The sequence below is a fragment of the Novosphingobium sp. THN1 genome, from assembly GCF_003454795.1.
In the GTDB taxonomy this organism is placed as follows: domain Bacteria; phylum Pseudomonadota; class Alphaproteobacteria; order Sphingomonadales; family Sphingomonadaceae; genus Novosphingobium.
The window spans coordinates 1499895-1511784 of record NZ_CP028347.1 but is presented as its reverse complement, the minus strand read 5'-3'; the positions used below and the strand labels follow the sequence as shown (position 1 = coordinate 1511784).

The following is an 11890-nucleotide window of genomic DNA, read 5'->3' as shown; positions in this document are numbered from 1 at the left end:
AGACGACTGGGAATCAAAACGCATGGCTTCCAGTGCTGCCCCGCCCATCCTTGTTCTCCCTCGCTGTCTCAAGCTTTCCGACCTTCAAGCAGATCGGCCGCTCGCGACGCGAGGTTGCGATGCAGCAATGTGGGTGAAAATCCTTCCGCGCGCAAGGCTGAAGCGATCTGCTCGGCCATGAACACCGAACGATGCTTGCCTCCGGTGCACCCGAAAGCCACGTGGACATAGGCCTTGCCCTGCTGCCGATAACGCGGAACCAGCAGCAGAAGAAGATCGCGAATCCGCTCGAAAGCCTCGGCAAAAGCGGGGTCCTGCCGGATATAGTCGCCCACCGCGGGGTCCTGCCCGGTCTGCGGTCGCAATTCGTCCACCCAGTGCGGGTTGGCAAGAAAACGCATGTCGAACACCAGATCGGCCAGCGGCGGCGTCCCGCGCGAAAAGCCGAAGCTGCTGATCGTCAGCGTTGGCGCAGCGGCGGTCACATTGCCGAACTGGTCGCGAATCGCCTGCTGCAAGTCGTTCGAGGTGAAGCTGGTGGTCGAGATCACCACGTCGGCCCAGCGTCGCAGCGGCTCAAGCAGTTCGCGCTCGGCCATGATCCCGGTCGAAGCTGGCTTGTCCTCGCTCATCGGATGGCGGCGGCGCGTTTCGTTGTAGCGACGCTCCAGTTCGGCCCCACCACAATCGAGGAACAGGGTGGTGACCTCGATGTCCTTGCGCTGCGAGAGCTTCTTGACCAGCTGGATCGTCCTGGCCGGATCGAACCCGCGCGTCCGGGTGTCAAAGCCGATCGCCATCGGCGCGCCCGATTCCATCCGCGCCGTCCCCGGCTCGGTCTCGAGCAGGCGATCAAGCAGGCGGATCGGGAAGTTGTCGATCGCCTCCCAACCCAGATCCTCCAGCGTGCGCAGCGCGGTTGTCTTCCCCGCGCCGAGCAAGCCGGTGACGAGGAGAATGCGCTGAGGGCCAGAGTCTGGAGAGCTTGAGTCTTGCGCCATCGGAAGCCCGCTTTGCGCCTTTGCCGCACGCTTGGAAAGTCCGCAAAAAGGACCTGTCCCCAATCAGGAAAACGTCAACCCATAGCGCGAAAGCGCCAGTTCCGCGCGCAGCGGCAGCACCGGCGACTCCGGCCAGAGCGCCACTGAAGGAAGGCTAATTCCTTCCAGTTCATATGCTTGCGCCTGCTCGATAAACCGCGGTGCGGCGCTGTCCAGCCGCACAAGCAAGGCCGCCGGGACCGGGGCCGAGACCGGGAAATCTAGAATGCCAAGGTTGCGCACTTCCAGTTTTCCGGCCGTATTGGGATGCGCGGCAACGATCAGGCGGCCTGCCTTCGCCTCTAACATCACGCCGTCGTCGCCGACCAGCACTGCCCCGCGATCGATAAGCGCGAGCGCGAGACTGGACTTGCCGCTCCCCGGCGCCCCCGCGATCAGCAGGCCCCTTCCGCCAATCGCCACGCAAGTCAGTTGCACCGCCCGGCTCACTCCGCCTCCTCCTCCACCGCGAGGGGAATGCTCAGCAGAAAGTAGGCGCCGGCCTTGCCATCGGGCCGGTCATGGATCGTCAGCGTGCCGTCATGCGCTTCGGCAATCGTCCGGGCGATGGCCAGGCCAAGGCCGCTGTGCGCGCCGAACGCTTCCTCGGCAGGCCGCACCGAATGGAACCGCTCGAACACCTTGTCCCGCTCTGCCACAGGCACGCCCGGGCCGTGATCGCTCACCGCGATATGCGCCCAATCCCCATCACCCCAGACCTTGACGTCGACGCTGCCGCCCGGCGGCGAGAATGACACCGCGTTGTCGAGCAGGTTCTCCAGCACGCGCTCCAGCCGCGCGGCATCGCCCGGCACGGTCGTCTCGCCCTCCAGTCGCGCCATCCGGATCGGCACGGTAGCGCTGGCCCGCACATCGCGTGCGCCGACCACCTGCGAGGCCAGCAAGGCGAGGTCCACCTCGACAAAGGTCGCGCGGCTCAGTTCCGCATCGATCCGGCTCGCGTCCGCAATCTCGGTGATCAGGCGGTCGATGCGCTGCACATCATGCGCGGCAATGTCGGAAAGCTGGCGGCGCAGTGCCGGCTCTTCGACCCGCTCCATCGTTTCCAGCGCACTCGACAGCGAAGCCAGCGGGTTCTTGAGCTCGTGCGCTACGTCGGCGGCAAAGCTTTCCACCGCGTCGATCCGCTGGCGCAAAGCCGTCGTCATGTCCGAAACCGCCCGCGCCAGCAGGCCGATCTCGTCGCCACGATCGGGCAGGCGCGGCACCACCACCTCGCGCTCGCGCCCCAGCCGCACACGCACCGCCGCCCGCACCAGCGCCCGCAATGGTTGCACGATCGTCCGCGCCAGAAACAGCGAGAGTTGCACCGACAGCAGCAGCGCAATGCCGATGATGATCACCAGCGTCTGGCGGGCATCACGCACCGATTGCGTCACGTCGAGCGCGTTGCGCAAGGTCAGCAGCACTTCGCCCTTGTTGCCCACCGGGGTCGCCGCCGTGATCACCGGAGTGCGGTCGGGCGCATAGCGCAGGTACACTTCCGTCCGCCCCGATTGACGCGCCGCCTTGATCTCCGGCCAGCTACCGGCCGGCCGCTCGGAGGTATCGCTGTAGCGCTCGACCGTCGGCGCGTTGACGATGAAGTCAACCCCCCGGTCCAGCAATCGCGCCGCCTTCTGGTACCACGGCTCGGTCTCGGGATTGATCAGCGCGAACGACGGGGGGGCGAGGCCGAAGCTGTCGGCCAGCAACTGGCTTTCAGGATCGTAGAGCCGCAGGCGCAGCACCTGATCGGTGCCGATCCGCGCCAGCAGTTCCTTGCGTTGCGCCATCTTCGCCCCGTCCAAGGCATCGGCAGCAATCTCCGCCTCGGCCCGCGCCAGCTTGAACCGCTCCTCGATCAGCTGGGTGCGATAGCTGTCGAGATAGAAGAACCCGCCCGCCAGCAGCGCCAGGGCAATGACGTTGACGAACAGGATGCGCGTGGTCAGCGAGACGCCGCGGATACGCCACAGCGCCCGCAGGCGCCGCCGACGCAAACCCGGCTGAACACGGCCGTCAGTCTTCGGCAAAACTGTACCCGGCGCCGTACAGGGTCTCGATCGCCCCGAACTCGCCATCCACTGCGCGGAACTTGCGCCTCAGGCGCTTGATGTGGCTGTCGATCGTGCGGTCATCGACGAACACGTCGTCGTGGTAGGCCGCATCCATCAACTGGTTGCGCGTCTTCACCACGCCCGGCCTTATCGCCAGCGCCTCAAGGATGAGGAATTCCGTAACCGTCAGCGAAACCGGCTCGCTGCCCCATGTCACCGCATGGCGCGCCGGATCCATCACCAGCCGCCCGCGACGGATCGGCTCGGGCAAAGGTTCGCTGTCCGCTTCCAGTTCGGCAGCCTCGCGCCGCACGATTTCGCTGCGCCGCAAAATCGCCTTTATCCGCGCCACGAGCAGTCGCTGGCTGAACGGTTTGGCGATGTAGTCGTCAGCCCCCATCGACAGGCCGAGCGCCTCGTCGGCCTCGTCGTCCTTGCTGGTCAGGAAGATGACCGGCAGATCGCTCTTCTCGCGAAGGCGGCGCAGCAATTCCAGCCCGTCCATGCGCGGCATCTTGATGTCGCACACCGCCAGATCCGGCGGATTGTCGAGCAGCGCCTTCAGGGCGGCATCGCCATCATTGTAAAGCCGCGTGGCGAAGCCCTCGGTCTGCAGCGCGATCGATACCGTTGTCAGGATGTTGCGGTCATCATCCACAAGCGCGATCGTGCGCGGCATGTCTGCGCTTTCGGCGCGAGGCGGTTGCGGCGTGGCCATGGTTTCGAGCGATACCGGGCCGAAGCAAAGCTTGCAACTTCAAGCGCAAATGCCGCTGCACTGCAACATTTACAGTTGCATGGAACGCAACCCGATGCGCAAAAAAACTTCGTTGCCGCGTGTCATTTGACGCAGCAAACGCAGGTGACTATGCGCAGGTCGAGAATCAGCGCATTCGTATTCGCAATCCGTGCGCAAGCGGGCAAAACCCTGTCCGAAGCGCCACCAACGGGAGGCCCCAAGTGTCCGATACCAGCCTGAACGTGTCCCTCGCCAGCCAGGGCTTCCCCGAACCGGCAGTGCTGTTCGCCAATCTCGGTACTGCGCCGCTTGTCGAACATGCGGTGCGCAAGGGCGAAGGACGGCTGACAAAGGACGGGGCACTGCTTGTCGACACCGGCAAGTTCACTGGCCGCAGCGTCAAGGACAAGTTCATTGTCCGCGATGCTACCACCGAGAATTCGATCAACTGGGGCAAGATCAACCAGCCTATGTCGGTTGATCACTGGGCCAACCTGAAGGCGGATTTCCTCGCTGCCATGGAGGGTCAGCAAGAACTTTATGTCGCCGACCTGTTCGGCGGCAGCCAGCCCGAATATCGCGTCAACGTGCGCGTGGTCACGCAGATGGCCTGGCACAGCCTGTTCGTCCGCACCCTGCTGGTGCGCCCCAAGGCTGAAGAGCTGGCCTCGTTCGTGCCGGAATACACCATCCTCAACCTGCCCAGCTTCAAGGCTGACCCGGAACGCCATGGTTGCCGCAGCGACACCGTGATCGCGGTCAACTTCACCGAGAAGCTGATCCTCATCGGCAACACCGAATATTCGGGCGAGATGAAGAAGGGCGTGTTCGGCCTGCTCAACTTCCTGCTCCCCGCCCAGGGCGTCATGCCGATGCACTGCTCGGCCAACATCGGCGCCGATGGCACCAGCGCGATCTTCTTCGGCCTTTCGGGCACCGGCAAGACCACGCTTTCGGCGGATGCGTCGCGCACCCTGATCGGTGACGATGAGCATGGCTGGTCGGACACCGCCGTGTTCAACTTCGAAGGCGGTTGCTACGCCAAGATGATCAACCTCTCGGAAGAGGGCGAGCCGGAGATCTACGCCACGACCAAGATGTTCGGCACGATCCTCGAGAACGTGACGATGGACGAGGCCACGCGCGAACTGGACTTCACCGATTCCAGCAAGACCGAGAACACCCGCGGCGCCTACCCGATCGAGTTCATTCCGAACACCAGCGCCGAGAACCTCGGGCCGCCGCCGTCGAACATCATTTTCCTCACGGCTGACGCTTTCGGCGTTCTGCCTCCGATCGCACGGCTCACGCCGGAGCAGGCGATGTATCACTTCCTCTCGGGCTACACCGCCAAGGTCGCCGGCACCGAAATCGGCGTGACCGAACCGGAAGCCACTTTCAGCACCTGCTTCGGCGCGGCGTTCATGCCACGCCACCCGTCGGTCTATGGCAACCTGCTCAAGGAACGCATCGCCAAGGGCGGCGCGCAGTGCTGGCTGGTCAACACCGGCTGGTCGGGCGGCAAGGCCACGCAGGAAGGCATCAAGCGCATGCCGATCAAGGCAACCCGCGCCCTGCTCAACGCCGCGCTCGACGGCAGCCTCAACAACGCCACCTTCAAGAAGGACCCGAACTTCGGCTTCGAAGTGCCGGTCGAAGTTCCCGGCGTCGAAACCCGCCTGCTCGATCCGCGCTCTGCCTGGGCGGACGCCGAGGAATACGACAAGACCGCGCAGGAACTGGTCCACAAGTTCGTGGACAACTTCCAGCAGTTTGCCGACTACGTCGATCAGTCGGTCCGCGATGCGGCGCCTGCCGCCGCCTGATCTCAGGCTGCACTGCTGAAAACGCTGCGGGGCTCCTTCGGGAGCCCCGTTTCGTTTCAGACCTCAGTCGAGGTCGACATAGTGGCTGTGCACCCAACCGGTCTTGTTCGGCCTGCCCGCCGCATCAAGCGTGGTAACCTCGATCCACGACCCGTTCACGCCCATCGGCGTGACCTTGCTGCCGTCGGCCAGCAACTGGACCACGGCAAAGTTCGTCCCCGGGCCGCTGCGCAGGTTGAGCCCGCCCGGAGAGCGGACTACCCCGACATTCGCACCATCCTGATCGCGCCCGCCCAGCGCACGCTGGCGGAAGCGGACCATGTCCCATGCCGGCCCCGGATCGGACTTGCGCACCGGGGCGATGTCGTCATGCCCGACGATCTCGGCAATCGGATAGACTTCGCGCAGCGCCCGCACCAAGGCGACCACGGCCTCGAACTGCGCTGCCGGATAGGCTTCCCAGCCGATCGGCGTGCGTGATCCATCGGGATTGCCATTGCGGTGAACCGCCATCACGACGTTATCGATCTTCTGCCCGGCTGCGTTGTACCAGCCGTTAGCGCCGCCGCGCAGCGCGCCGCAGTTGGCAATCTCGATGCCGATGGAATGCCTGTTCAGCCCGACGAGATCGCGCCAGTTCGACCTGCCCGCATGCCATGCCACCTCGTTGAAATTGACGCACTGGATGATCGAGCCATCCCGGTCGACAACCACGTGTGCCGATGAATTGGTGTTGTCGCGCGAGGCGAACCAGTTGGCCGAAGAGGCGGCAGATCCGCCTGCGGTAAAGTGGATGACCACGATCTTCGGCGGGGCCGGAAAGGCGCCCCCGGTGTTGCGCGATTTGATCTGTCTTACGGGATTGGAGTTGTCGTTGAGGATTCCGTTCTTGATGACGTAAGCCATGTCCGTGCCTCCATGTGCTGTTGGCACGGAGGGCATAGGAAATTTCCTATGGAAAGTCTGTGCGAGACGTCACCAGACTGGCGCGACAAATGTCATGCAACGCCGGAAAATCAGGCGAACAGCGCACTGCCCTTGAGCAGGTTGTACGCTTCGACCACTTCCTGCAGCCGCCCTTCGAACGTACGGTCGCCGCCGTTGCGATCGGGGTGGTACTTGCGCACCAGTTCGGAATAGCTCTGCCGCAACTGCCGACGATCGGCATCATAGGCCAGGTGCAGCGCATCATAGGCCTTGCGCTCGTCCGGACTGATCCCGCGCCGCGCCGCATCGGCCGCCCTCTGGTGATCGGCCCGTCGCGCCTTGGCACGCTGGGCAATCGCCTCCAGAGGATCGGCAAAGTCTGCCCAGCGCGGCGCCTGATCGATCCCGGCATCGGGCCGGAACGCCCGCGTCTCGCGCTCCCAGCCGGCCAGTGGCGATTGCGCCTTGAGAATCTCCTCCGGCGTCATCCCGGCAAAGAAATCGTATCCCGAATTGAACTGCCGCACGTGTTCAAGGCAAAACCAGCGATAATCGCCCGGCCCGTCGAAGCCCGAAGAGCGCACGCCCGGCGCGCGGAATTCGCCCGGCTCGTCACAACCGGGAGCATTGCACACACGCCCTGTGCCCTGGACGCGGCCATGGAACTTGTCATTACGCATTTGCGCCCCACATGGCGACGGGAAGTCAGGAAGGGAAGACATGACGGGACCAGTTGCACAGGAAATCGAACGACTCCTGACCGAAGCCCTGGCGCCTGTGCGCCTTGCCGTGATCAACGACAGCGCCTCGCACTCGGGCCACATGGGTGATGATGGCACCGGCGAATCCCACTTCACCGTAGAGATCGAAAGCGCGGCCTTCGCCGGCCAGTCGCGCCTTGCCCGCCAGCGCATGGTCAACAAGGCCCTGGGCGACCTCCCCGGCCAGCGCGTCCACGCGCTTGCCATCAAGGCAAAAGCCCCCGGTGAATAAGCCAAGGCGCATAAGGCGCGCCGCCCGCATCCTCCTGCTCGACGAGCACGACCGCCTGCTCCTCATCCGTTTCGCGCCGAAGGACCGCCGCCCATTCTGGTGCGGCGTCGGCGGCGAATGCGATCCCGGCGAGGACTTCGCCTTGGCCGCCGTGCGCGAACTCTTCGAGGAAACCGGCCTTGCCGTGGACAGTTGCGGCCCCGAAGTCGCGCGCCGCGCCGACGATTACCTCACCCTCGAAGGCGAACCGATCACCTCTGACGAGCGCTTCTTCCGCGTCCGCACGCAAAGCTTCACGCCCGACACCTCCGGCCACACCGCCATCGAGCGCGAACTTATCAAGGAATTTCGCTGGTTTACCCGCGAAGAACTGGCACAGTGGCACGAGCCGGTGTTTCCGGTGAACCTGCTCGAACTGCTTGCCCTCGAGGCGGACGCATGAGTGACTACCCCAAGAATTCAATAGCGCTCCAGACCATCACCCCCGTCGCCCACGATCTCGGCGCGTTCGAGGTCCGCCGCGCCATTCCTTCGCGCCAGCGCACGATGGTCGGCCCGTTCATCTTCGTCGACCAGTTCGGCCCCGCCCACCTGCCCGCCGGCACCGCGATGGACGTGCGCCCCCACCCGCACATCAACCTCGCCACCGTAACCTGGCTCTTCGAAGGCGCGATCGACCACCGCGACAGCCTCGGCTCCTTTGCCACGATCCGCCCGGGGCAGGTCAACCTGATGACCGCCGGCACCGGCATCGTCCATTCCGAACGCTCGCCCGAAACCGAACGCCCCGGCGGCCCCCACCTCTACGGCATGCAGACCTGGCTCGCCCTGCCCGATGGCAAGGAGGAAATCGCTCCCGCCTTCGAACAGGTCACCGCCCTGCCACTGGTCGAGGACGTTTGCGCCAGCGCTCGCGTCATCATGGGCACGCTCTGGGGCCAGACCGCGCCGACCACCCAGCACGCCGCCACGATCTACGCCGAAATCCTGCTCGCGCCCGGCGGCACCCTGCCGATCGAGGCCGAGGCGGACGAACGCGCCGTCATGCTCGTCGGCGGCGAAGCGCAGGTCGACGGCCACCCCCTTGCCCTCTACGACCTCGTCGTCCTCGCCCCCGGCGCAGTCCTCAAGCTGCAATCCGAAACCGGCGGCCGCGTCATGCTGATGGGCGGCGAGGCTTTCTCGACCAAGCGCCACGTCTGGTGGAATTTCGTCAGCTCCAGCCGCGACCGCATCAACCAGGCCAAAGCCGACTGGCAGGAAGGCCGCTTCCCGAAAGTGCCGGGCGACGAGGAAGAATTCATCCCCCTGCCGAAGGTGGCGACCACGGTGAGTTATCCCTGACGCCCTGCTTCAAGCAGCCAGCCATTCAGCCTTGAGCGTGCCGCGATGCCCCTCAGGCGCCAGCGCCTCGCGCAACGCATCGAGCATCGGCGGCAGGCCTTGCGTAAACGCATAAGGCGGGTTCACGATGAACAGACCGGCGCCGTTGTAGATGCCGGGCTGGTCGGCGTCATAAAGCCAATGCTCCACGTTCAGCAGCTTCGCGATGCCCAGCCTGCGCAGCTTTTCCTTCCAGTGCACATGCGCCGAGCGGTCCTTGAGCGGGTACCAGATCACCGTCACGCCATGCGCCCATTTGCGCTGCGCGGCAGCGAGAGTCTTGGTGATCCGCGCGCGTTCGTCAGTCTGTTCATAAGGCGGATCGACCACCACCAGCCCTCGCGGGGTCCGGGTCGGCAGCATCGCCAGCCAGAACTCGTAGGCGTCGCGCTCATGTACGGCAGCAGGCGTGCCGCGCATTGCCCCGCGCAGGGCATAGGCGTCCTCGGGATGCTTTTCGTTGATGATCAGGGCATCCTGCGGGCGCAGCAGCTGCGCCAGAATGCGCGGCGAACCGGGGTAGAGCAGCGGCCCGGCCCCTTCATTCCCGGCCCCTTCATTTCCCGCCCCGTTCACTGCCCGCACCGCAGCGCGATAGTCATCGAGCAGCGGGTCCGCATCGGCAAATGCCCGCATCACGCCTTGGGCGGCCTCGCCGGTACGCTGCGCCTGATCACCATGAAGGTCGTAAAGCCCGCAACCGGCATGGGTGTCGATCAGCGTCAATGCGCCGTCCTTGAGCTGCTGCGCCCGCACCAGCGCGATCAGCAAGCTGTGCTTGACGACATCTGCACTGTTGCCTGCATGAAAGGAATGACGATAGTTCACTGTGCTTGGATATCCCGACGCTTTGTTCCGAACCTGCTGACAGGCGCGCCCGCTCATAGGCCGGCAGCCGCCGACCACCAAGGTCCGACCTGCCCGGAACTGCACGGGCGGCTCCCGTTGCACGTATAAATCCGGATCAGCCAATATCTTACCGGCAAGACTCGTTTGCTATCCTTGTCCCATGCGGGTCGCAGGAAACGATAGCAGGAAACGCCAGCGTGGCAGCCTCAGCCTGCTGCTGCTTGCCTGCGCGCTTGTTCCGGCAACGGCACTTGCCCCCAAGCAGGGCGCGGCGCTGGCCGTGCTTTCCCTTTCGCCAACAGGCTCTGCCTCTTACGCAGGCTGGGCAACCGGTCGCGGAGCCCGGATCATCGGGACGACGCCGCTTGGCGGACTGGTCCTCGACCATGCGCCCGATGGCGCCTTGTATTCTGCCCTAAGCCACGGCGCGATCGCGATTGCGGTCCCGCTTGGGCTTTGCACCAGCTCTCCAGGGATTGAAAAGTAATGGATCAGTTGCAGGCCCTTCGCACCAACGGCCTCCGTGCCCTGGCGTTCGCATCGATCATAGGCGCCCTGATCGTCTGGCTCGGCGCAATCTGGGCAGGATCGGGATTCATGCCGCCGATCGCAGCGACGATTGCGGCCGCCCTCACTGCCTATGTCGCCCTCAACGGCCAGGGTGACATTACACAGCGCTGCGCCGTTGCGGCTGGCATCATGACCTTCCCGATGATCCTGCTCTATCAGTGGGCCGGATCGAGCTGGATGATAGATCTGCACATGGTCTTCTTCGCCTGCCTGGCGATTATCGTCGTGCTGGCAGACTGGCGCGCGATCATCACCGCAGCCGCCTTGACCGCCCTGCATCACCTGCTCGGCAACTTCGTCGCGCCCGAGCTTGTCTACAACAATGGCGCCGATTTTCTCCGCGTGGTCCTGCACGCGGTGGTCGTGATTGCAGAAACGGCAGCTCTGGTTTTCCTCAGCGTCCAGTTGCAGCGCCTGATCATCGCCCAGGCTGAGGCAGAAGCGAACAAGCGCGCCATGGAAGAGGCGGCGGCTGCAGAACGGCAACGCGTTGCCGACGAGCAGAGACTGGTGATCTCGGCCGTGGAACAGCGGCTGGAGGAACTGGCCGCTGGCGATCTTCGCACCAAGATCGACGTCGACTTTCCCCGGCCTATGCAAAACTCAAGGACAGTTTCAACGCCGCGACGACCGATCTCGACCGGCTTGTCGGTGCGGTCTCGACCACCACCCATCACATCACGCGCGGTTCTTCTGAAATCCGCAGCGCATCGGACGATCTGGCACGCCGCACCGAACAGCAGGCCAGCGCTCTCGAACAGAACACCTCGGTCACGCAGGACATCTGCGCGGAAATCAACCAGACCGCGCGAAATGCCGGCCAGACCCGCGAAGCCATCGGGGAAGCGCAGCAGTTTGCGCAAGCAGGCGGCACGGTCGTCTCCAGCGCAGTCGCTGCCATGAACGAGATCGAGCGCTCGTCGAACGAAATCGGCCAGATCATCTCCCTGATCGACGGCATTGCCTTCCAGACCAACCTGCTCGCCCTGAACGCCGGGGTCGAGGCAGCCCGCGCCGGCGATGCGGGCAAGGGCTTTGCCGTTGTCGCCAATGAAGTGCGCGCGCTTGCGCAGAGGTCGGCCGACGCGGCCAGCAGCATCCGCCACCTCATCCAGACGTCGAGCGAACAGGTCGCCCAGGGCGTCAGCCTGGTCGGCAGGACCGGCACGGTGCTCGATGACATCGTGACCAGAGTTTCGCAGGTCAGCGGCTCGGTATCGGAAATCGCGGACTCGGCGGTACGGCAATCGGCAGAACTCGCTCGCGTAAGCGGCTCCTTCGCCAACCTCGACACGCTCACCCAGCAGAACGCGGCGATGGTCGAGGAAAGCAACGCCGCCGCCCACGAACTGGCCCGCGCGGCCGAGGAGTTGCGCCGCCTCGTCAGCAGGTTCCGCACGTCGGACCACGATGAGCGCGCGGAGCGTTCGCCCCCGGTGCTGAGAGTCGCCTGATCGCTCCTGTAATTCCCGCTCTTCCCTCTCCGGCAAATCCCTGACACCA

Annotated in this window: 14 protein-coding genes; 7 read left to right on the top strand and 7 right to left on the bottom strand. The window is 64.7% G+C overall.

Annotated features, from left to right (window positions below; translation table 11 throughout):
- Positions 1-68 precede the first annotated feature (68 nt).
- From rapZ to C7W88_RS07465, 4 genes are all read right to left on the bottom strand, one after another.
- Entirely contained in the window at positions 69-1001 is a 933-nt protein-coding gene (gene rapZ / locus C7W88_RS07480; protein WP_118073065.1) for an RNase adapter RapZ, read from the bottom strand.
- A gap of 63 nt (positions 1002-1064) precedes the next feature.
- A complete protein-coding gene (locus tag C7W88_RS07475; protein ID WP_118073064.1) occupies positions 1065-1490 on the bottom strand; it encodes an HPr kinase/phosphorylase in 426 nt (141 codons plus the stop codon).
- Positions 1487-3124, bottom strand: a complete 1638-nt coding sequence (locus C7W88_RS07470; RefSeq protein ID WP_118073063.1) for a stimulus-sensing domain-containing protein — start codon at positions 3122-3124, stop codon at positions 1487-1489. Before C7W88_RS07470 ends, C7W88_RS07475 begins: the two co-directional genes overlap by 4 nt.
- A complete protein-coding gene (locus tag C7W88_RS07465; RefSeq protein WP_118074648.1) occupies positions 3063-3779 on the bottom strand; it encodes a response regulator transcription factor in 717 nt (238 codons plus the stop codon). Before C7W88_RS07465 ends, C7W88_RS07470 begins: the two co-directional genes overlap by 62 nt.
- Before the next feature lie 281 nt (positions 3780-4060).
- Here C7W88_RS07465 and C7W88_RS07460 point away from each other — a divergent pair, with 281 nt between their 5' ends.
- Positions 4061-5665, top strand: coding sequence for a phosphoenolpyruvate carboxykinase (locus C7W88_RS07460; RefSeq protein ID WP_118073062.1), 1605 nt, complete (start codon positions 4061-4063; stop codon positions 5663-5665).
- Between the two features lie 63 nt (positions 5666-5728).
- Here C7W88_RS07460 and C7W88_RS07455 read toward each other — a convergent pair whose 3' ends face one another.
- Positions 5729-6571: an N-acetylmuramoyl-L-alanine amidase gene (locus C7W88_RS07455; protein WP_162895947.1), complete on the bottom strand. Its 843-nt coding sequence runs from the start codon at positions 6569-6571 to the stop codon at positions 5729-5731.
- Between the two features lie 110 nt (positions 6572-6681).
- Positions 6682-7272: a J domain-containing protein gene (locus C7W88_RS07450; protein WP_118073060.1), complete on the bottom strand. Its 591-nt coding sequence runs from the start codon at positions 7270-7272 to the stop codon at positions 6682-6684.
- Between the two features lie 40 nt (positions 7273-7312).
- On the opposite strand from C7W88_RS07450, the gene C7W88_RS07445 reads away from it, so the two are divergent.
- The 3 genes from C7W88_RS07445 to C7W88_RS07435 are packed head-to-tail and all read left to right on the top strand — an operon-like array spanning position 7313 to position 8929.
- A complete protein-coding gene (locus C7W88_RS07445) occupies positions 7313-7585 on the top strand; it encodes a BolA family transcriptional regulator (RefSeq protein ID WP_118073059.1) in 273 nt (90 codons plus the stop codon).
- A complete protein-coding gene (locus C7W88_RS07440) occupies positions 7578-8027 on the top strand; it encodes an NUDIX hydrolase (RefSeq protein ID WP_118073058.1) in 450 nt (149 codons plus the stop codon). The genes C7W88_RS07445 and C7W88_RS07440 overlap by 8 nt, the downstream gene beginning before the upstream one ends.
- Complete coding sequence (locus tag C7W88_RS07435; protein ID WP_118073057.1) at positions 8024-8929, top strand: pirin family protein; 906 nt, start codon at positions 8024-8026, stop codon at positions 8927-8929. Before C7W88_RS07440 ends, C7W88_RS07435 begins: the two co-directional genes overlap by 4 nt.
- 9 nt (positions 8930-8938) lie before the next feature.
- On the opposite strand, the gene C7W88_RS07430 is transcribed toward C7W88_RS07435, so the two are convergent.
- On the bottom strand, positions 8939-9796 hold the full coding sequence (locus C7W88_RS07430) for a 23S rRNA (adenine(2030)-N(6))-methyltransferase RlmJ (protein ID WP_118073056.1): 858 nt from the start codon (positions 9794-9796) through the stop codon (positions 8939-8941).
- 181 nt (positions 9797-9977) lie between these two features.
- On the opposite strand from C7W88_RS07430, the gene C7W88_RS07425 reads away from it, so the two are divergent.
- The 3 genes from C7W88_RS07425 to C7W88_RS07420 are packed head-to-tail and all read left to right on the top strand — an operon-like array spanning position 9978 to position 11841.
- Entirely contained in the window at positions 9978-10304 is a 327-nt protein-coding gene (locus C7W88_RS07425) for a hypothetical protein (RefSeq protein ID WP_118073055.1), read from the top strand.
- A complete protein-coding gene (locus C7W88_RS23595) occupies positions 10304-11290 on the top strand; it encodes a hypothetical protein (protein ID WP_240344877.1) in 987 nt (328 codons plus the stop codon). Before C7W88_RS07425 ends, C7W88_RS23595 begins: the two co-directional genes overlap by 1 nt.
- Complete coding sequence (locus C7W88_RS07420) at positions 11287-11841, top strand: methyl-accepting chemotaxis protein (protein WP_240344876.1); 555 nt, start codon at positions 11287-11289, stop codon at positions 11839-11841. Before C7W88_RS23595 ends, C7W88_RS07420 begins: the two co-directional genes overlap by 4 nt.
- The last annotated feature ends 49 nt before the right edge of the window (positions 11842-11890 follow it).